This window comes from Prescottella subtropica, assembly GCF_005434945.1.
Lineage (GTDB): Bacteria > Actinomycetota > Actinomycetes > Mycobacteriales > Mycobacteriaceae > Prescottella > Prescottella subtropica.
Genome location: NZ_SKCH01000034.1, coordinates 1 through 20238, shown reverse-complemented (window position 1 = coordinate 20238; position 20238 = coordinate 1). Strand labels below are relative to the sequence as shown.

Here is a 20238-nt window from a genome sequence, read left to right as displayed (position 1 = left end):
ACACCCACCCCAGATTGTGCGTGGGTGTGGGCGGTTTCGTCTGCGACCACACCACGACCGGGCCGCCCGGGTCACCGGAAGTGGAGACCCGGAGGTACGGGCAAGGTCAGGTAGTGATTGCGGCGAGGTCGGCGATGTCGATGCGGTTGTCGGCCCAGGCGTCGAGGAGGTGGTGGTCGTGGCTGATCGCGAGGATCCCGACGCCGGTCGCGGCGAGATCGGACAGGACTGCGGCTATGGATGCGGTGGTGGCCGGGTCGAGCATGGCGGTGGGTTCGTCACAGATCAGGTAGCGGGGCCGGGTGGCGAGGGCGCGGGCCAGGCAGGCGCGTTGCAGCTGTCCGTCGGATACCTGGTCGGGGGTGCGGTCGAGGAGGTCGCCGGTGAGTCCGACGTGGTTGGCCAGCTCGTTCACGCTGCGGGTGGCCGGCCGGTGGCGGGTGGGTTCGGTGATGATCTGCCGCAGTCGCATTCGCGGGTTGGTGGCGGCGCGGGGCGATTGGTGGAGGAGTCCGATGGTGCCGGGCATGCGGCCGCGTCGGGTGGTGACTGGTTGCCCGTCGCAGGTGACGGTGCCGTGGTCGGGTCGGTGGAGGCCGCACAGGATGCGGGCGAGGGTGGATTTTCCGGTGCCGGAGGGGCCTGTGAGTCCGAGGATGTGGCCGGGGGTGACGGTGATAGTGACGGAGTCGAGTACCGGCACAGGGGACGTGACATATTTGCTGGTGATTGCGTGTGCGGTGAGGGTCATTGGGTGACCTTCCTGGTGGCGGCGAGACGGTCGGCGAACGTGCAGTTCGGGTCGAGGTCGGTCAGCTCGGGAGGCATCCCGGGGATCGGGTGCAGGCCGCGTGTTGGTAGGGCCGCGAGCAGTGCGCGCGTGTAGTCGTCTCGCGGGCTGGCGAGGACATCGGTGGCACGACCGGTTTCGATGATCCGGCTGGCGTACATGACGGCGATCTGGTCGGCGACGCCGGTCGTTTCGAGGGCGTGGAGGTCGTGGGTGATGAGCAGGACCGCTCCACCGGCGTCGGCGTGTGCCCGCAGCAGCGTGAGGATGGTGCGGGTCGTGTCGGGGTCGAGGCCGGCGGTGGGTTCGTCGGCCACCAGCAGCGGCGGGTTCGCGGTGATGGCGGCGGCGACAGCGACACGCTGCGCCATGCCTCCGGACAGTTCGTGCGGGTACAGGTGTTGGGTGTGCGGGGCGAGACCCACCTGTTCGAGGAGTGCCGTTGGGCTGGTGGTGGCGTCGACGGCGGCGATGGTTTCGGCGAGCTGCCGGCCGATCGTGCGGTTCGGGGTGAAGCTGGCGGCCGCGGACTGGGCGGCCAACCCGATGGTGCGGCCGCGGAGTCGACGCCAGGATCGTTCGGTCGCTGTGCTCATGTCGCGGCCCGCGATGGTGAGTGTGCCGGTGTGTCGGGCCCCGGCGGGGAGTAGCCCGCACAGGGCGGACGCGAGAACGGATTTGCCGCAACCGGATTCGCCGACGAGTGCGGTGATCTGCCCGGCCGGGATGGCGAGGGACACGTCGGTGGCTGCGTGGACGACCCCCACCGGGGTAGGGATGTGGACGGTCAGTCTGTCGACGATCGCGGTAGCGGCGGTAGGCATCAGGCGATCACGCTTTCGATGTTGCGGGTGCGGGTGCGGCGGGCTGCGGCGATACCGGCGACAGCGAGGGTCGTGACAATCAGCGCACCAGCGGGGGCGGCGAGGGTCCACCAGGCGCCGGTGAGGAGGTCACCGCGGGCGAGTTGGAGGAGTGTGCCGAGACTCGCCCGGTCCGGGGAGAGCCCGAGGCCGAGGAAGCTGAGGGTCGATTCGTGCCAGATCGCGTGGGGCAGCAGCATCAGCAGCGCGATCACCGCTTGCGGGGCGGCGGCCGGCAGAAGGTGGTGGCGGAACACGTGCCGGCGGCTGGCGCCCCACAGGTAGGCGGCGTCGACGTAGTCGGCGGAGCGGACAGCGAGGATTTGCGCGCGGACCAGACGTGCAACCTGCGGCCAGTGGGTCAGGGCGATGGACGCGATGATCGCGGGCAGCGAGCCTGGGAACATGGCGACGATGACGATGCCGAGCAGAAGGTGGGGGAGGGCGTTGACAGTGTCGGTGGCCCGCATCAGGGCAGTGTCTGTGCGGCCGCCGATGGTGGCTGCGGCGGCACCGATCACGGTGCCGAGGATGGTGGCGGTGGCGGCGCAGACGGCGGCGATCAGCAGTGAGACACGGAGTCCGTCCGCGGTGCGCACGAACAAGTCGTAGCCGGAGTGGTCGGTGCCGAACCAGTGCCCACCGCTTGGTGGTTGGAGGGCTTGAGTGAAGTCCGCGGTCTGCGGCCCGGCGATCCACGGGGTGGCGACGGCGTAGATGACGACCGCCACCAGCACCCCCACTGCAGCGATCTGACCAGCACGGTTGGCATGTCCCCGGCGGGGTGTCGGACGCTCAGACATCAGCGGTGATCCTCGGGTCGATCAGCAGATACAGCACATCAGCGAGCAGCGATCCCACGAACACGACAGCGGTGGTCGCGACGGTGAGCGCAGCAAGCAACGGGAAGTCCATCGCCTTCGCCGACTCGACCACCGTCGCCGCCAGCCCCGGCCACGCGAACACCTCCTCGACCAGGACAGCGCCCACAATCAGCTCGGGCAGCCGCGCACCGATCAGCGTGACCAACGGCGTCAACGACATCGGCACGATGTGCTTGCCGACGATCACCGCCGGTGCCACACCACGGGCTCGCGCACCACGCACCGCAGCCGACCCCGCGGCCTCTGCAACAGCGGACCGGACCGCGAGCAGCATCCACGGCAACTGCGTGATCGCCAACGCGATCGCCGGCAGGACGAGATGCCGGGCCACCTGCCCGACCGTGTAGTCGGCGCCGGGATCGGTGGCGCCGGCGGCAGGAGCCCACCGCAGGGTCACTGCGAACACTGCGACCGCAGCGAGCGCGACCACGAACGGGGGGACCGCTTGGACGACGACCGCGAGAGCCGAGCACGCACGGTCCAGCCAGGAACCCGGCCGCAGACCCGCCGCCGTTCCGAGAGCAACAGCGGTAGCGACAGCGACCGTCAGGCCGGTGGCGGACAGCAGCAGCGTCCACGGGAGCCGTTCACCGAACACGGTGGTCACCGGCTGCGAATAGATCCGGGACCAGCCGAGATCTCCGCCGGCAACCGCGGTCACCCACTGCCACCATGCCTGCCACCACGGTGCGTCCAGCCCGAGTGCGGCCGTGAGCGATTCACGTTCGGTGGCGCTCGTCGACTGGTAGCGGGTACCGAGGTAGGCGGAGAGCGGGTTGAACGGCGAGTAGGCGGCGAGAAGGAACACGCCTGCGGAGATCAACGCCAGCAGCGGGATGGTCACTGCGACACGACGGGCCGCGAGGCGTGTGATGTCACGGCGGCGGCGCCGCAGACGCCCACCGACCACTCCCCCGGCTGCGCGGGTCGGCGCGGCCGGGGGTGTCGTCACGGCGGTCACGGACGCCAGCCCGCCACGTTCCACCACGGACCCCAGGTGACGCCGTGGGTGTGGGGTTCGAGGACGAGTGGTCCACGCTCCCAGCTGTTGTCGGCGGTGACGTAGGTGTGGTCGATGAACGCCAGGAACACGTGCGTGGGGTGGTCGATGTAGGCGTCTTGGACCTGCTGGTAGGCCGGGTTGCGGACAGCCGGGTCGAGGCTGCGGCGCGCGAGGTCGAGGGCGTCGTCGACGCCGGGGATGGTGAAGTTCCCCGGGTTCGAGTACGTCGGGGTGTTCGAGCTGCGGGTGTGCAGTGTCTCGTAGACCTGGGTGTCGATGCTGTACGGCTTGTCGCCGCCGCCGAGCATGATCGCGGCGGTCGTTGCGTCCTTCTCCATCTCATCCCACGTCGCGCCCCGCAGGTTCACCTTGATCCCCAACGGTTCCACTGCTGCGGCGAATGCGGTCGACATGTCTCGGCGGGAGGAGTCCGAGGCGAGGTACATGAGGGTGAACTCGGCCCGCTGACCGTCCTTGACGCGAACCCCGTCCGGGCCGGGCTGCCAGCCGGCCGCGTCGAGGATGCGGTCAGCGTCGTCGGGCCGGTAGTCGAAGACGGCGTCCGCGTTGTAGGCGTCACCGTAGACGGGCGCGAACGGCGTGTAGGCGGGAAGTCCGTGACCGGCGAGGACGTGTTCGATGATCGAGTTCCGGTCGACGCCGATGTTCATGGCGATCCGGGCCTGCTCGTCACTGGTGAACGCGTTGTTCGATGGCAGCGACAGGCCCCGCCAGTCCGCGGTCTCGACCGCGACGACAGGGGTGGCCGGGTCGGTGAACGCGCCAGCCATCGACGGGGGGATCACGGTCCCGGACAGCGACCCGGCCTGCATCTGCTGGGCGCGCGAGTTGTCGTCGGGCACATACGTGGTGACGAGCTTGGTGATCTCCGGTACCCCGCCCCAGTAGTTCGGGTTCGCGGCGAACACTGCCTGGTCGGGTCGCAGCTCGGTGAGCGTGTACGGGCCGGTACCGACGGGCTTCTTGTTGAGCTGCGAGTCACGGGCCGGGCCGTTGGTCACCAGTTCGGATGGTGCGATGCCGAGAAGGAGTCGGGCCGGGAACTCCGCGTACGGGTAGCGGAGCGTGAACCGAACGTGCTGATCGTTGATGGCGGTGACGGTGTCGATCATGTCGTAGGAGGCTGCGATCTCCGATCCAGTCCCCGGATCGAGCACGGCGTTGTAGGTGGCGACGACGTCCGCGGCATCGAATGTGGTGCCGTCGTGGAAGGTGACCCCGTCGCGGAGTTCGACGTCCCACACCGTCTGATCCGGGTTGCTGGTTGGTGCACCGGCTGCCAGCGCGGGAGTCAGCGCAGGAATCTCCTTGTCGGACACTGGCTGCGGGCGCAGCAGTCCGTCGTAGAGCGGGGAAACCCCCAGTTCGCTGTACCCGTTGACGGGGTTGTACTCCCCCAGTGGTTGGGCGTCGGCGAGGACGAGGGTGGTGGGCCGGTCGCCGGCGGTGTCGCTGTTCGCGGGTGCGCAACCGGACGCGATGGCCGCGAGGCCGGCGATCGCAGCGACCGCGGACATGCTTGTGCGTGAACGCATTCGAGATTCCTAGCGTGTGGTGTGTACAACCTCCGATGTGTCTAGTTGAACACATGAAGGGGTATTACGCTAGAAACACCCCCCACTCAGCGACCCCGTCAGGACGGCCATGCCGACACCCACCCATCCCGGACTCGACATCGACGAATGGTCGACCAGATTCCACCTTCTCGGCGACCCCACCCGGCTGCGGCTGCTCGCCGCGATGCACCACGCCGGCCCCGGCACGGCGACGGTCGGTGACCTCGCGGACGCCGCCGGCATCACGAACACCGCAGCGTCCCAGGCTCTCCGCGTCCTGCGTCTGCAGGGGTGGGTCCGCGACGAGAGAGTCGGCCGCACCGTCCGATACACGCTGACGGACCCGACTGTTCACCAGCTCCTGCACCTGATGGGTGCCACACACGACTGACCAGCACGCTCGGGAAACCGGCATGCCCCGCGGGAACCCCAGACCGTCGGCCCAGAATCCCCGCGGGCATCACGCGTCGCGTGCATCTCCGATAGGCCGCTTCTCAGCAGCGGTGACGCCTGTCCTGGTAGAACAGGCGTCCGGCCCGAGGCGGCATCACCGCGCCGGGCCGCAGGACGACAATCACGTGAGGACCGTGATCGGACCGTCCTGCAGATTCGAAAGGAAAATGCCAGCTCCGCAGGGTGATCGGTGGATTCACCACCCCCGCTGACTCCTTCACTTCCACTTCGTTAGATGCCCCGCAGACCGAGAAGGTTCCCGGACCACTCGACGGCACCGCGGTTCAGGCTCTGTCGCCGTCAGAACGTGACCGCGACGACGTCCACCAGGCGCACTGTGGACCCGCCCTCGAAGTGCACCGAGATCCCGGCCGGTCCGGATGTGACCGCGGTGACGACTCCGTCGACCTGGCCGCTGATCGTGTCGATCAGCATCCGTTTCGGCCCATCGGCGACCTCCGTGCGCACCACCAGTTCGGTGAAGAACAGGAACGAGTCGGATCCGCCCGGCAGGTCTGTCGACAGCCGCATGGTGGTGCCGTCGGGCCACCGCCACCCGTCCGGCTCGAGTGCGGCCGTACCCCGCTCGCCAGCCAACGCGGTCACGCCGCCCCCTGGCTCGCCGTGGCCGCGCACGGGTGACAGGTCACGCAACCGGTGAACAGGGACTTGAAGAGCAGCAGGCCCACATACGTGGTGTCGTCGTTGGTGACGACGACCGTGTACGGGTGGCCGCCGATGTGCTCGACGTAGTTCTCCACCGCGGTGACACCCGCGGCGGTCGTACGGCGAGCCTCCCAGCACGCCTCGTCGATGCCGGCAACGATCCACGCCCGGATGCCCGACGCAATCGCTGGGGTCGCGGCCGCTGCCGCGACATCGAAGCCGAACCCGTCCACGCCGAACACCCGATCGGCGGACGCATCGTCGATGTCGAAGTCCTCGGCGATCAGTTCGCACAGCGACTCCGCGGCCTCGACCAGTCGCTCGGGGGAGATCGTGTCGAGTGCCGCCAGGTACACCTCGCGGGCCTGCGGGCCTGCCAGCGGCCCCATGGCAACATCGTGCGGGTACTCGAAGATCACGGGCCGGTACGTGCAGGGAATGCTCATAGTGCTGGGCCTTTCTCACGTTCGGTTCGGGTGAAGACGAACCGAGCATCCCGACCCAGGCCGGCGCGTGCGGCACGGTGCAGCACCGCCCGCGATGAGTGCTGTGATCGGACAGGTTGCCATCGCCACTGAGGGTCTTGATCCGCTGCAACGGCCCCGACGAGACCATCCGTGGTCGTGTCCGCCCGCTGGCATGCCCTCAGCTACACCGCCTCATTGACGCGCCACGTTCAATGCCTTGACCAGGAAAACAGTCCTGTCCCCTGGCCCCCGTATTCTCGATCTCGTCGGAGGTCATGCACTGCTACGAATCGGAGGCTTCCCATGTCGTCACCTATCCCGCTGACGGAGCGCCTGGAGTTGCTGTTCCGGGTGTGGCATAAGTCCGGGGAGTGCGGGCAGTCGTCTGCTGCTGTTGCCGCCGCTGTCACCGCGGGTGGACATCAGGTGTCAGGCGACGAGATCGACGCGCTGCGGACAGGAGCGGGCCCGGACGCCGACGTCACGCTCCTGGCTGCAGTCGCTACGCACTTCCGTGTCCCGGCCGGCTACCTGGTCGACGACGATCACCACGATCTGCACGAGCAGCTGCTGCTGCTCGAGTTGTTCCGGGATGAGCGCATCAACTCCATCCAGTTGCGGGGTGCTCGCACACCCGAGGATCGGCGGGCGCTTCTTGAGGTGTTCCGTGCCCGCCAGCGGCCCGTGGCGGGGAGGGGTGGCCCTGCAGAGGATCAGGGAGCTGATACTGCAGGGCTGGTGTGACGGTCGGATCGGCGAAGCTGTCGGGCCAGCCGCCACTGACGGGCGAGGCTCATCATCGAGGCGATGGTGGCGTCTGCGTCGTCGACACCAGGACGCGTTCGGGGTAGGTCGGCGATGGGTGCGCCGCCGGCGCGCCGACGTTCGATCGCGTCCTGTAGTTGCGCAGCCTGGTAGACCGCAGCCCGGTCGACGACCCCTACACCACGCCGATCCAGTTCCTTGTCCCAGCGGCCTTCGGTGATCGGCGGCGCGTAGCTGCCAAGGGCTTGGGCGACGGCGTGGGCTTCGCTGGCGACACGGAGCTGTCGTTGTCCTTCGGAGAGCGAGCGGCGGTCCCGCACGGTCCCGAGGACCAGTTCGGGTTCAGCCTTCGCCAGGATCTTCCACAGTCGGTGGATACGCAACTGGTCGCGGGTGGCGGCGCGGATGTCCGCACGCAGGAACGGCAACGCGGAGAGCGCGACGGCCACAACCATCATCACCGCGAACAGCCAACCATTGGCGTGTTGCTTCGCGGCGACGAATGCGGCGCCGACACCGAGGTTGGTGCACACGGCCGCGATCAGCATCTGTACTGATTCGACGAGCATCGACATGAGGAAGACGACGACACCGATGACGGTGACTCGGGCCGAGGTGCTGGTGACCTGCCGCCACGTTCGCAGGTAATCAACGGTCACGCGTCCCAGGCCGTACCCGTTGAATCCGGCGTAGAGCGCGAAGTAGGCGATGGCTTGCCAACCGCCGGCTTGTTCGACAGTTGTGCCGGCATCCCGGGCGGGGGCGGACAGCACGACGAGTAGGGCACCGATCAGGGTGGCGACTGTGTACAGCGCCGGTTGCATCCAGGATGGTTCTGCTGGATCCCACGAGTTGTAGACGCCGACGAGTGCGGCGATCGACCACAGGATCAGCACGTGCACGATGGCTCTGGTCAGGGTTTCACCGATGGCGGGGGTCAGCACGGAGGCAACGGTGGGGTCTTTGAGGACGAGTGCTGCCGAGGCGAACGAGAGGGCGTGGGTGAGCCGCACGTCGTAGTTGTTGAATCGCAGCAGGGTCCATCGGGCCGCCAGCGCGGACCAGATGAACAACAGCAGGAGCAGATGGATGGGGGCGGGGATCGTGTTCGTCACCGGCGGCCGTCCCGGACGAAGGTGCCGAGCATGCGTGCCTGCCGGGAGTCCTTCGCTGATCCGACGGCCTTGTCCATGATCAGGGTTGCCAGGTATTCGGCCTCGTATTCGCGTTGCGCCGAGAATCCGTGGCGGCCGAGGACCGCTAGGACAGCATCGTGGTCGAGGTCGGGGAGCCAGTCGGCGAGTCCATCGAGGTCAACCAGTCGGCCATCGGAGGTGGGTTCGTTCGCGGAGATGGCGGCGACATCGTGTTCGAAGAGCATGTGGCTCAGTTCGTGGCAGATGACGAGGTCGGTGACGAATGCCGGCGCGTCCTGCGAGTACAGGAGGTAGTCGTCGTTGCTTGCGCTGACCCACAGGCCGCACACCTTGTCGGCCATGACGTGGTGGGGTACCGCGACGAGAGTGATCGGCTTCCCGCGTTTCTGCGCGATCTGTTCCACCAGATCCCGGCTGTCCCACGGGTCCGGCAGTGCCAGCCCGTCGAGCAGTTGCAGTGCCTGCCGTTTCGATGTCGACTTGAACCGAAACATGACCCACCTCCCCGATCCGGTCCCGGATCGTATCGCTCCCCCGGCTTAACGGGCTGCGAGCGTCTGCGTGATCTGCGCCTGAACGGTGGCGTAGTCGATTGCGGTGACGAACTGGTGGGACACCGACGTGCGCTGGCTGGTGTGCCCCCACACGCTTGCTCGGCCATCTTCGCCGGTCAGGACTCCCCCGGAAGCCGTGCTGCTGTCGCAGATGACAGCAGGGGTGAGCATCACCGTGGCGGCAACACTGTCGTGGGAGGTGTAGATCGGCCGGTCTGCGTCGTAGGTGCTGGTGCAGTAGGCGTGGTAGTCGCCAGTGATCGTGTGCACGAATCGTGCGACGGGCGCCGACTCTGCCATGTGCTCCAACTCGGCCCACGACAGTTGCAGCCGGCCGGTGACGTCCATACCCACCCAGGTGACCGGGCCGGGTGCGGCCGCGACACGGGCCGCGGCGGCGGGGTCGTGGTTGGTGTTCGTGTCGCCCTTCGCCAAGAACTTCGGCAGCGCCTCGGCGACGACGTCGCGGCGTTCGATGACACCCATCCCGCCCATGATCGTGACGCTGCGGAAGCGTTCGAGGACCATCGGATCCTGGTCGAGGGCGCCGGCGAGATTGGTGAGCGGGGCCAGGCACAGCAGGTCCACCTGCCCGGGGCGTTCACGTGAGATACGCAGGATCTGCTCGACAGCGGTCTCACTGCGGGGCTGCTGCCCGGGAGGCGGACAGAGTCCACGGTCGCCGAGCCCGTCGGCGCCATGCGGGGATGCCGCGCTCGGTGCCGGGCCGGGGCGCGGGCTGCCGACGCACACGGGGATGTCGGGGCGGCCGGCGGCGGCCAGGACCGTCAATGCGTTTCGGGCGGCCTGGTGTTCGTCGCAGTTCCCGAAGACCGATCCGATACCGATGAGGTCGGTGTCCGGTGCGTGCAGCACGGTGAGGATCGCGAGTGCGTCGTCGATCCCGGTGTCGGTGTCGACGAGGACCAGCCTGCGGTTGTGGTTGTCCGTCTGGGGGTGTGTCCCGGGCACTGCGGTGTTCTCCGTCGGTTGTCGTCGGCGATGGGTACTGGTGGATCGTATGGCGTTCCCATTCGGACCAATCGGGCAGCCTCGGTTACTTGGACGCCAGCTACCTGCGAATCTTTCCCGCCGGGGTGCTTTCGTGGGCGATACATCGCGCACCCCGGCGGGCGCCTGTCAGCAGGTGGCGCCGACGAGAAGTCCGCCGCTGTGGCCGACGACTTCCAGTCGTGCCGGCTGGCTGATGTCCGCCAACCGGTCGGCGATCGCGACCGCGAACTGCGTCGCGCAACCGTCGACCGCGGCGCCGACAGTGCCCGTCAGATCAACCTGGTGCACGGCTTCGACCAACCCCAGCGACGGAACATCCCCGATCAAGTGGATCGCGACCGCGAAGGTGTCATCGACGCCGACCCCGATCAGGGCTCGAGCGAGGCAGCGGCCGACGGGCAGCCCGTCACGATCTTCGACGGTCACGGTGACCTCGGCTTCGTCCGCGATGAACAGTGCGGACGGCAGTGCCGTCGACGTCAGGTCCGTGCACAGGGCGTCCGCGCAGGGACTGTTCCGCCGCCGGCCGGAAAACATGGGCTGCACAATGAACTTCACGAGAGACCTCCACAAGGGCCGATGGTGCGGGGCTGTCCCGCCGAACACGTGAACTGTCCGATACCCGGCCACCGGGTGCGGCACCACCAACGCGCGAGAGTGCCCACCGGTATTTGCTGACAGCCACGCGAGCCTGGGGCGTAAGAGCATGGCCATCGTCGGTGTCGCCGCAGTCTCCATCGACACCGGACAGCTCGACGTGGCCCACAACGAAGCCCCGCACTCCACCGCTCAATCAGCGGTGGAGTGCGGGGCTTTTCAGGGGTCGGTCATCAACCGCCGGAGGTGACCGAGAGGGCGCGGCCTGCTTCGAGCCAGTCCTCGCGGAAGTTCTCTGCGCCGTCCGCGGCGGCCTTCGTGGCGGCTTCTGCACCTTCGGAGTCTGCGAGGAACAGCAGCAGGTTCGCGATCGCGTCGCTGACGAGTTCCGTCCGGTCTCGTGTTTCCCCGTGTCGGGCTTCGGCGGTGGCGTAGAGGTGGCCCTTCGCGATGCTGTCCTCGAACTGGCTGCCACGGGCCTGCCACAGCTGGCTTCCGGTGTCCGCGACTTCACCGGGGAGCGGTTCACCGACCGTGGTGTCGAGGACGTCACCGTCGTTGACGACGAACAGGATCTGCTGTCCCTCGGGGGCGTCGACACCGATCAGCAGCGCCCCGGGCACGGTCGTCGAACGGTGCGCGTAGATGTGAGCGTCGACGCCCGCGACGCTGGTGGTGACGAGGCCATCGTTGTCACCGGTGGCCGCGGTGGCGGTGGCGAGGTAGTCGGGGCCGCCGTCGTGTCCGGGGGCGCCGTAGTCGGCATTCCCGCACGAGCAGCCCTTCACGTTCTCGTTGTCGCTCATCTGTCTGTCTCCTGTGATCGGGTGGGTTGTTCCCGTCGATCACATCGGCACGCCTCGGGACGTGCGGCAAGGCGCAACACCGAACCCTGAGTGCATGTCGTTGGAGCCACGCCCGGCCAGAACTCTGGCGGACAGCTCAACGGATGGTGGCGGACCCCAGCCTGGGGCAGGCACCGTCAGAACGCCTTCTTGTCGTATCCGGGTGGGTGGCCGTGCCCGTCCCATGCGATCGCCGCGGCCATCGCCGCGTGGTAGGCGGTGTGCATGGTGCGGGGATGACCGCCCGCGTCGACACCGTGACCGAAGTAGCAGTACCCGGAATCGCATTCGACGTGCCGTGACCCGTCGCGGCTGATCCGGGATTTGAGGATGCGGTAGTTGAACATCATCTTCACCACGTCGATGCAGAAGGTGCCGTCGTGGCTGGTTTTGATGCACCAGCCGCCGGCGATCTCCTCGATGTGGACTGCGGGGGCATCGTTCATGTCGGGGGTGAGGCTCCTCGGTGTGTGCTGTGGTGCGCAGCCTGCCACACGGTGGCGATCCAGTCCCTCGTCGTGGATCGCCACCGTGCGGCGACACTGTCAGGGCTGCCGGTCGGCGGTCGGCTGGTAGACCTCCCACTTGACGCCGCTGACGCGCGCCAGCACGTCGAGGACGTCACGATCGCTGGTGTCCGGGCTGATCTTCGCGGGCCCGTAGCCGATAGCGGCCAGTTCAGCGACTGCTTCGCGACCCCACCGTGCGATGAGCGTGTCAGCCTCTGCCTTGCTGCGGACTGCGGTGACGCGGTCGAGGGTGTCGTCGTTCACGGACTGCATCTGCACGATCCACAGGTCGTCGACGGGGTCGTTGTCGTACACGATCCGCCCGGAGTCCTCGTGCACTGCACCGTCGGCGACTCGCAGTCGCCAGCGGCAGTAGTCCTCGCCTTCGCAGGTGATTTCACCGTCGATGTGCTCGGCGGCGAGGATGTCGAGAACCTGTTCGAGGCCACGGTGTCGGCCTTCGCCGCTCGCGTAGAACACGATGGTGCCGTCCGCGCTGGTAGCCCAGGTGTCGGCGTCGCTGTACATGCCGTTGTCCAGGCCGAGCGCGAGACCAAGTGCGAGACCGACCGTGTCGAGGGCCCCGCGGGATTCGAGGGTTGTGGTGTTGAGTTCGTCGAGTTCGGGGATCTCGATCAGCCGGGTCGCGGCGCGTTCGATGGCTGCGCGGGTGTCATCGTTGTCGGGCATGCCGAGGTTCGCGGACGAGTAGACGTCATAACCCATGTGGTGCCTCCTGGCGTGTGATCGGGGTGGTGTCTCCGACGATCGCAGCGGCACTGGATGGGTGCGGCACACCGAGCTTGGCCGGCAGTGGGCTGGTCCAGCGGTTTCCCAGGCCGCTGGCCGGACAGCAGCCTTGGCTGGCCGTCGGACGCGTATCGGGTCGTCCGACCGCTGGCCGCTATCGCAGATGGTGGCTGGCGACCCAGTCGGCGAGGCTCGGGTAGACGGGTACATCGTCGGCGAGCGTGTCCGGGTCGTACAGGCCGAGGCGTTGGCCGACCCGCATCGCGTTGTTCGGTTCGCCGTCGGCCTCGAAGACCGAGAGTGCGCCGGCGCAGAACACGGATGTGCTGGTGTCGGTGGTGCTGTCGCCATCGGTGTCGGTGTAGTCGACAGTCTTGTGGCAGTGGAACACCTGGCCGGCGGCCAGTCCGTCGGCGATCTCGGTGGCGCGGTCGGGCCGCAGGAACGTGGGCCGGTCGGCTCGGAAGGGGCAGTCCCGGCACGGCCGTTTCAGCGCGAACGGGTTCGTGGCGCTCATCCTGGTCGTCCTCCTCGTCGTGTGGCGGTGTGTGTCGATGATGCGGGTGCCCCCTGGGTGGGTGCGGCGCACGGGGCCGCACCCACCCCATGTGGTCAGGACGCGAGCGGCAGGTCCGACAGTTCGAGGTCATTCCACCAGGTGTCGAAGTTGCGGTGCTGCTTGTCGTCGACGACGGCGGGAGCGATGGTGTACAGCTCTTCGCGGGCCGGGAGCTGATCGCCGCGGCGCCGCCGGTAGGCGCGGATGTTCAGGCCGTCGTGTTCGATGTCGGAGCCGTATTCGCTGGTCAGTCGGTGGAGCAGTTCGGTGCGGCTGCCAGTGGCGACGGTTTCGACGGCGCGGGCTGCGTTCGCCATCTTGGTCGGGTCGGTCTTCGACGGCCTCAGGATGCGCCGGACCCGGTACAGGGCGTGGGTTTCGGTGTCGAGGGTGGTGGTGAAGGCGTCGAGGACGTGCTGGTGCCCTCCTGTGGTGGAGAGGAGGTCGACGAGGCGTTTGCCGCCGATCAGTCCCTGGTGGGAGTTCAAAGCGAGTGCGACGTGCTCCATCCTCAGCGCGGCCACGGCTTCGTCGGGTTGTGTAGCGTATCGGGCGAGCGATTCCACTCGAGATCCCTTGTTAGCCAAAGCGAATGGACAAAAAGTGCAGCAGCTCTTCGAGATGGGGGCACCGACAGTGTCGACGATGAAGTCCTGGCATGTCTGCCGCGACCACCCCCACTCGATCAGCGGGTACTCGCCGGTCCGCAGCTCAGTGTTGAATCGGGTGTCCTTGATCGCGCGGGCTTGCTCATGCAACTCGAATCCGAGAACGTGCCGGTAGGGGCGCCCGCGGGTGATCTGCGCGATCACCGGATCAAGAACATCCCCCTTGGAGTGAACGGAGCAGAGTCGAGCCCCACCAGACTGGGGAATCGTTCCCGCAGAAAGCATTTCGTCCGACAGCTTGTACCGACCTTCGGTGAACATGCGGTCCGGCTGACGCGTATCCGACAGTACCACCACTCCCTCGCCTGCAGTGGTGACGTACCGGCCACCGCGGGCGACCTGGATGAGTCGAATGTTGTTGGCCCGCATCAATGGGAGGATCAGCGACTCGACTTCGGTTCGGGCTGAATCCTTCTCGTCACCAGTCTGTGCGGTCACAACGGCAAGGTCAGAGAGGTCGAAGTCCCGGGATGTCGGGTCGGTGATCCAGCGGAGGATGATTGCACAACTGTCGGCGCCCATACCGAATCCGAGCGCAACTTGAGGGGCCGGCTCGTCGGGGTTCAGGCCCTCGATCAGATCGGCGGCCGTTTCGGGGACGTCGAACATGGTCATGGTGGTGGCGGTCGTCATCGCGGGCTCCTTCAACGCTTCGGGGGGTGGTGCCACCGAAAGCTATGAACCCACCCCTCCCCCCGGCGGCACGAAACCGCAGGTCACAGTGCAACCTTCGGCGGGGTGATCTGCAGAAACCTACGCTGCGTGACGGACAGGGTTGAGTGGCCCGAGACCGGCGGAGCCGAACCTTCCCGATGTGGCCAGCCATGCGCGAGCTGGGAGCGCCTGTCGATGCCGTCGCGGTCGGCAACCGTGGTCAGCGATTCCGGGCCGGACCCGCAGATAGGGGTGTGCCCCGGTGTCGGGGGGGTGACAACCGGGGCACCGCGCAGATCCCAGGGGGGGGGAGGAGGGATCTGCGCTCTACGCCGGGGCGTCCGAGAACGGATGCAAGGCCGGCGCACTCGCTGCAATCAGCATGGACGAGTGTATAGGACAGGCATCTCATTATGAAACGTGATGTGCATCAACCTTTCACGCCTCAACATGCTGGATCACAACCTGCGCCGGCCGTGGACCGGGCCGAACCACGCGCGCGACCACTCCCGACCGTCGCCCGACCGTCGCCCGACGGCAACAGTGTCAGCCCGGTCTCGACAAACCTGAACGCCACCGACCCGCCGAGCGGGTGCGTACCGTCGATCGTGGAGGGCCCACCACCGGCAACCACACATCGTGGTCCACCGTCGCAACCGTCCGGCGGCGGGCCCTCCACCACCTCCCCGAAACATGCGTCTGGCCAGCTCGAATGGGATGTCCCTCCGGCCGGTCGCCGGAGCCTTCCTCGCGGCTGGCCGCCACCCGACTCCGCGTTCCGGCGCCTCACCCGCCCCGACCCGCGCGCCAACCGCGTGATCGGACAGGGCCTGGGCACCATCCGGCCCGCCGGGGCCGTCTGCCGGCGAACCACTCCCCACACACGACTGCACCCCACCCCCGGCTGGAGGTGGGGTGCAGTCACACCCGTCAGGCGAGCGGTTCGACCCCGATCTGCACGGCCGCCTCGCGGGCGCCCAGCGTCAGCAGCTTCCCAACCTCGGCGGGGGCGATGCTGTTGCTACGCGCCTGATCCAGCAGCGACGACAGCCCGTGACCGGGCTGGTCAGCCAGTGCAGCCTCGAACGCGATACCCGCCAGCGGCCCGTCATTGCCGATGTACGCGAACGCACCCATCAGGGCCAGCGCCTCGACCCGTGCGCTGCCACGGGAGCGGCGGGCCACCTCCGCGAACACGTCCCGTGCAGCCTGCGCACAGTCGGTGGTCGCCAACGCGATGAGGGCGTCACGGACCGGCGGGTACGTCACCGCGCGACCGACCATGCGGATGTCGTCGTCGGTGAGACCCTGGCCCGCGCCCAGCTGATCAACCACCTCACGTGCGGACTTCACCAGTGCGACGGCCTCGTAGTGGCGGGGCGACGGCCCCACATCCAGTCCCTCACCGCACGGTGCGACCAGGGCGGCCAGATCGTCACGCGAACCGAACGTCTGACGTCCCGTCGCAGTCATCACCGAAGCCAACTCGGTCGATGCCGGGTCGGGAAGTTCACCGGAGACGCCGTCTCGGTTCCGCCACCGCTTACCCGCTGCGATCTCGCTGACGTGAACGGAGTCCTTGACGATGTGTCCGGCCGCCATGAACGCCAACGACACGGTGCGCAGCGCGTTCTGTCGCCGCGTGAGGTCCGCCGACACTGCGATCAGGAAGAACACGTCGAAGCCCGACGAGCGCGCGAACTGTTCGACCAGGAGCTTGGCGGAGTTCGGGTTGTCGGTGACGACCGCGATGTCGGCGCGCATGACCAGGCCGACCTTGGGTCCGTCGAGTGCGATGCACACGATCGACTCGGTGGGAACGAAACCGAGGAGCGACGGCACAGCCGCGATGAGGGCCCCGGGGTTGCTGATCTGCACCCGAGTCTGATCGTTGCCGTTCTCCTGCACGTGACCGTTAACTGCCATGATGACACCTTCTTTCTGTGCGCCCCAACTGATTACGGTCATAGCTTCTCGATGCCTGCCGAAGTGTGCGGCACGGATGACGGTGGCTGCCGTGTGCTGTGGACCTGGTGCGCGGTAGCCGTCACCGTCGTGGTCGATACGGCCGACGGACACCGAAGGACGACCGTGTAGGCGCTCACGTCACGCACGTCGGCCGGATGGCTGGACCGGCGGCGACCAGGCCCGATCGCGGTCGGGTGCAGGTTTCGGCGCCGGCGTCTGCGCGGTCACCGAACCATCGGGTTACCCGGCCGCGCGCGTGCACTCGAAACCGTCGTGCAGCGAGTCGCGTTCAAGCATCGGCGGCGGACAGGCCGGCGACGAATCCGCCCGTACCTCTCGCCCGGTGCTCGCACCCGCCAGCCTTCTCGCAGTTCTCCGGGACCGTGCTGGACCGTCATGCGGGCCAGTTGACAGACCGGCAGCCGGCGACCTCACACCCGCTGTGGGAGGCCCGTGCCCCGCGGGTTACGTGCAGGCTCACCGAAACGGCGCGCACCTCCGGCCCCACCGAAGATCGCGGACAGGGGTCAGCGACGAACACGCACCCCCTCACCAACTGAACGCTGGTGAGGGGGTGGGTTTCAGGACGCCGCCCAGCCGTAGAAGTACCAGCCGGCCCGCTCGGTGCCGACAGAACCGTCACGCACCTTGCGTCGCAACTGCACTGTCAACCGACCGGCGACCTGCTTGGCTGCGACGGTGCCTGCCACCAGCGGCTGCCCGCCGACACGACGGGTGATCGCAATGACCTCGACGTCGATCGACGGTCGCCACGACGCATTGACACCGACGTTCTCGAACGCCGCCCGCGCCGCCGCCTGTGTGGGAAACCCACGGTCCCACTGGGGCAGCCGGTCCACACCTGCCTCGACCACGAAATAGCGGGTCTCGGTCTTCCCCTTCGTCGCGGCCGCCTGCACCCGCTTCGTCACCGTCATCGAACTGTGCCCGGTGGGCCGCCAGGACTCGACGTCGTGGGCGGGTCGGCTGATCTGCTTGGCGATCACCTTGCGCAGCGCGTCCGCGTCCCCGAACACCGCCGCTGACACGTCCACCTCGACAATCACCGAACCGTCAGACTCGTACGTGGCAGCGACTTCCTTCACGAGCGGGATCGCTTCGCAGTTCCCCCACTTCGACAGCATTTCGAGTCGACCGTCCCCCAGCTTCTGTGCGTCCTTGAGGCGCAGCGAGGCCGTCCGAACGACCGACACGCCGCTGGTGGTGCTGATCGTTCCGTTGTAGCCGTCGTGCCCGTGCTCGTGCACTGCCTGCTCGACCAGCTCGCGGTAGGCATCTTCTGCGTTCGCGTCGGTGTAGATGGTCTCATCGAAACTGTGTGCGCCCATTGCGGTTTCCTCCGATCGGATGCTTCCGTTGTCGGGAACCACCGTCACAGCGAGCTGTCAGCCCTGCGGCACGGTCAGCCAACCGGAGACCCGCCTGCCACAGCAGGGAGTTCCGCCGCCGACACTGGGGTGGACAGCCTCCACGGGTACCGGTCAGTGCGCGTGCACGCTGCGCCCCTGCGCGTTTACTGCGGTGATGATCGGATGCTCGCCGAACTGTGCAGGGTCGATCCGCGCAGCGAACTCATGCAGGCCCACACGTTCCATCTGATCGCGTAGGTAGGTGGCCCATGCGCGTTCTCCGTAGATCCGGATGCCTTCGTCGAGGGCGAAGACTCCGCCGGCCTTCTCGGCGTGCGCGGCTGCGGCGTTGACGAACTGGGCCAGCTCGCCGTCCGAGAAGAGCTGGGCGACGGTGGTCGGCGCGATCGGGATGGTCATGGTTCTCCTGGTGATGATCAGAGGGCCGGGACGTGTCGTCTGTGCAGGTCAGTGCCGGTTTCCGGTGATGCTCATGCGCGATGGTTGTCGGTGCCAGCGGGCAGTTCATGCAGCGCGGTGAGGTCGCCGGTGAGGATATGGAGGCGAGCGGTGATCGCAGTGTGGAGGTCGCGGGCGTCGGCGGTGAGCCGGTCGAGGTGACGGGCGGCGAGTTCGTCGCCGCCGGTCTGCCGGATCAGGGTCTCGAGCTGACCGTTCGCCACAAGGGACCGCTCGACGGACTCGAGCGCGAGGTAGTCCGCGTTGAGGGCGTGCAGCTCGCCGGCGTACCGGTACAGGGCGGCGACACGACGGACCAGCGACGCGAGGACAGCGTCGAGGATCTGTTGGTTGCCGTCGCGCTGCTCCCGCGCGCGGGCGGCGGCGTCGCTGTCCCCGACCGGGTCCGGGCCGAGAGTGACGCGGACGCGGCTGATCTCGGCCGCGTGAACCGTGATCTGCGCGGCTTCCGCAGCCGGGTCGAGCTGGATGCGGTGCGCCGCGAGGGTGTCCGACGACCAGGCCGGGCACCCGGTGATCTGGGCGGAGAGCACGACGGCGATGGTCGCGAGCTGGTGCTCCGGAGTGCCAGGTTCCGGCCCAGGCCCGGCGACGGTGGCCGCCTCGAGTGCATGCCAGTCGTCGCCGGTCAGCTCGACGGCGGCGCGGTACTGACCCCGATGGTCGGCGACCTTGAACAGTCCGCCGAGTAGACCGGTGCCGGCAATCATCACCGTGTAGCTGTCGACGCCCCCCGTGTAGATGCCGGCGCGAATCCGGAGGATCTGAATCACGGTCATCGCGACTGCCAGCAGAAGGAACACCGTCCCGGCGGTACCGACGCTGCCACCGAGGTAGGCCGTGTCGAGGATCTTGCCGGCCACCACCGATCCGGGTCTGGTCGTCGTGGGGGCGGCGGGCTCGGTGTGCGGCAGGCGGGCGCGTAGCTCGCCGAGCTGCCGTTCGGTGACCGAGCCAGCGAGTGTGTCGGCGGGCGACGACTCGGCCGGGGCGGGTCGGGTGTCCTCAAGGAACCGGTGCAGGCGTGTAGAGGTCAGGTAGCGACTGCGGATCTCCTCCCATTCGGCCGCGGTGTAGGCGGCTATCGTGCGCGCGTCGTGCGCGTGCAGCGGCACCGGCAGCCCCTCTGTTTCCCGTCGGGCGAGTTTCGCGGCGACCGGCTGCGGCAACAGTCCACGGTCGATGGCCCACTGCTCTGGCAGATCGACCGGGTCCAGGGCCGTGGTCAGGAGCGCAGCGATGCGGGCCTCGGACACCGCGACACGATCGTCGGCGCCGGCGAGGTCGGTGTGAGCAGCGGCGAGCCAGTCACGGGCGGTCATAACGTCATCATCCAGGACAACACCCCGCCGATGAGACGCAGGAGAAAGGCGGCCGCGGTAGCGACAGGGGCCCGGCAAAGTCGTGAGTGATGCCCGCTGACCTGCGGTTTCAAGGTGGGATGGCGCACGATCGGGGCGCGGATTGGGGCGGGCACGACCGCCTCGGTGATGATTCAAGTTCCTACACAATCCCCACCCCGAGGAACGAGTCGTGCCCGCAGCCCCATCTTCTCCCATGTCTGTTCCGGTGCCGGGCACCGGGATCCTCGAGGTCCTCGACCTGGTTCCCGACCCGCGAGCGCGGCGCGGGGTCCGGCACCGGT

22 protein-coding genes are annotated in these 20238 nt (G+C 67.8%); 2 read left to right on the top strand and 20 right to left on the bottom strand.

The window, feature by feature from the left end:
* Positions 1 to 106: 106 nt before the first annotated feature.
* From E0497_RS19140 to E0497_RS19120, 5 genes are read right to left on the bottom strand one after another with little or no spacing between them, the layout of a single operon-like run.
* Positions 107 to 751, bottom strand: a complete 645-nt coding sequence (locus tag E0497_RS19140) for an ABC transporter ATP-binding protein (protein ID WP_137726390.1) — start codon at positions 749 to 751, stop codon at positions 107 to 109.
* A complete protein-coding gene (locus tag E0497_RS19135; RefSeq protein ID WP_137726389.1) occupies positions 748 to 1614 on the bottom strand; it encodes an ABC transporter ATP-binding protein in 867 nt (288 codons plus the stop codon). Before E0497_RS19135 ends, E0497_RS19140 begins: the two co-directional genes overlap by 4 nt.
* On the bottom strand, positions 1614 to 2456 hold the full coding sequence (locus E0497_RS19130; protein WP_137726388.1) for an ABC transporter permease: 843 nt from the start codon (positions 2454 to 2456) through the stop codon (positions 1614 to 1616). The genes E0497_RS19135 and E0497_RS19130 overlap by 1 nt, the downstream gene beginning before the upstream one ends.
* Positions 2449 to 3489 carry an ABC transporter permease gene (locus E0497_RS19125; RefSeq protein WP_137726387.1) on the bottom strand — a complete coding sequence of 347 codons (1041 nt, stop codon included), beginning with the start codon at positions 3487 to 3489 and terminating at the stop codon, positions 2449 to 2451. The genes E0497_RS19130 and E0497_RS19125 overlap by 8 nt, the downstream gene beginning before the upstream one ends.
* Before the next feature lie 5 nt (positions 3490 to 3494).
* The gene (locus tag E0497_RS19120; protein ID WP_137726386.1) at positions 3495 to 5096 is read right to left on the bottom strand and encodes an ABC transporter substrate-binding protein; all 1602 of its coding nucleotides are present in this window, start codon (positions 5094 to 5096) and stop codon (positions 3495 to 3497) included.
* Positions 5097 to 5205: 109 nt separating this feature from the next.
* Here E0497_RS19120 and E0497_RS19115 point away from each other — a divergent pair, with 109 nt between their 5' ends.
* Entirely contained in the window at positions 5206 to 5508 is a 303-nt protein-coding gene (locus E0497_RS19115) for an ArsR/SmtB family transcription factor (protein ID WP_137726385.1), read from the top strand.
* Between the two features lie 362 nt (positions 5509 to 5870).
* On the opposite strand, the gene E0497_RS19110 is transcribed toward E0497_RS19115, so the two are convergent.
* Positions 5871 to 6176, bottom strand: coding sequence for a hypothetical protein (locus tag E0497_RS19110; RefSeq protein ID WP_137726384.1), 306 nt, complete (start codon positions 6174 to 6176; stop codon positions 5871 to 5873).
* Positions 6173 to 6682, bottom strand: a complete 510-nt coding sequence (locus tag E0497_RS19105; RefSeq protein WP_137726383.1) for a hypothetical protein — start codon at positions 6680 to 6682, stop codon at positions 6173 to 6175. The genes E0497_RS19110 and E0497_RS19105 overlap by 4 nt, the downstream gene beginning before the upstream one ends.
* Positions 6683 to 7006: 324 nt before the next feature.
* Between E0497_RS19105 and E0497_RS19100 the strand changes: the two genes are divergently transcribed.
* Positions 7007 to 7447, top strand: a complete 441-nt coding sequence (locus tag E0497_RS19100; RefSeq protein ID WP_137726382.1) for a hypothetical protein — start codon at positions 7007 to 7009, stop codon at positions 7445 to 7447.
* Here the strand turns inward: E0497_RS19100 and E0497_RS19095 are convergent.
* The 13 genes from E0497_RS19095 to E0497_RS19035 form a co-directional block, all read right to left on the bottom strand.
* On the bottom strand, positions 7417 to 8583 hold the full coding sequence (locus tag E0497_RS19095) for a DUF6545 domain-containing protein (protein ID WP_137726381.1): 1167 nt from the start codon (positions 8581 to 8583) through the stop codon (positions 7417 to 7419). The genes E0497_RS19100 and E0497_RS19095 overlap by 31 nt on opposite strands.
* Positions 8580 to 9119 (bottom strand): hypothetical protein, encoded by a 540-nt coding sequence (locus E0497_RS19090; RefSeq protein WP_137726380.1) that lies wholly within the window; start codon positions 9117 to 9119, stop codon positions 8580 to 8582. The genes E0497_RS19095 and E0497_RS19090 overlap by 4 nt, the downstream gene beginning before the upstream one ends.
* 45 nt (positions 9120 to 9164) lie before the next feature.
* On the bottom strand, positions 9165 to 10151 hold the full coding sequence (locus tag E0497_RS19085; RefSeq protein WP_137726379.1) for a nucleoside hydrolase: 987 nt from the start codon (positions 10149 to 10151) through the stop codon (positions 9165 to 9167).
* A 168-nt stretch (positions 10152 to 10319) separates the two neighbouring features.
* Positions 10320 to 10730: a hypothetical protein gene (locus tag E0497_RS19080; protein WP_137726378.1), complete on the bottom strand. Its 411-nt coding sequence runs from the start codon at positions 10728 to 10730 to the stop codon at positions 10320 to 10322.
* A 293-nt stretch (positions 10731 to 11023) separates the two neighbouring features.
* Complete coding sequence (locus E0497_RS20910; protein WP_241665978.1) at positions 11024 to 11596, bottom strand: hypothetical protein; 573 nt, start codon at positions 11594 to 11596, stop codon at positions 11024 to 11026.
* Between the two features lie 176 nt (positions 11597 to 11772).
* Complete coding sequence (locus tag E0497_RS19070) at positions 11773 to 12081, bottom strand: hypothetical protein (RefSeq protein WP_137726377.1); 309 nt, start codon at positions 12079 to 12081, stop codon at positions 11773 to 11775.
* A 99-nt stretch (positions 12082 to 12180) separates the two neighbouring features.
* Positions 12181 to 12870, bottom strand: a complete 690-nt coding sequence (locus tag E0497_RS19065) for a hypothetical protein (protein ID WP_137726376.1) — start codon at positions 12868 to 12870, stop codon at positions 12181 to 12183.
* Positions 12871 to 13048: 178 nt separating this feature from the next.
* Complete coding sequence (locus tag E0497_RS19060) at positions 13049 to 13411, bottom strand: hypothetical protein (RefSeq protein ID WP_137726375.1); 363 nt, start codon at positions 13409 to 13411, stop codon at positions 13049 to 13051.
* 95 nt (positions 13412 to 13506) lie between these two features.
* Positions 13507 to 14754 carry a hypothetical protein gene (locus tag E0497_RS19055; RefSeq protein ID WP_137726374.1) on the bottom strand — a complete coding sequence of 416 codons (1248 nt, stop codon included), beginning with the start codon at positions 14752 to 14754 and terminating at the stop codon, positions 13507 to 13509.
* Between the two features lie 951 nt (positions 14755 to 15705).
* Entirely contained in the window at positions 15706 to 16701 is a 996-nt protein-coding gene (locus tag E0497_RS19050; protein WP_161987454.1) for a DUF4192 domain-containing protein, read from the bottom strand.
* Between the two features lie 623 nt (positions 16702 to 17324).
* Positions 17325 to 18092 carry a hypothetical protein gene (locus E0497_RS19045; protein WP_137726372.1) on the bottom strand — a complete coding sequence of 256 codons (768 nt, stop codon included), beginning with the start codon at positions 18090 to 18092 and terminating at the stop codon, positions 17325 to 17327.
* A 153-nt stretch (positions 18093 to 18245) separates the two neighbouring features.
* Positions 18246 to 18533 (bottom strand): hypothetical protein, encoded by a 288-nt coding sequence (locus E0497_RS19040; RefSeq protein WP_137726371.1) that lies wholly within the window; start codon positions 18531 to 18533, stop codon positions 18246 to 18248.
* 71 nt (positions 18534 to 18604) lie between these two features.
* Positions 18605 to 19915, bottom strand: a complete 1311-nt coding sequence (locus E0497_RS19035; protein WP_137726370.1) for a hypothetical protein — start codon at positions 19913 to 19915, stop codon at positions 18605 to 18607.
* Positions 19916 to 20238 lie beyond the last annotated feature (323 nt).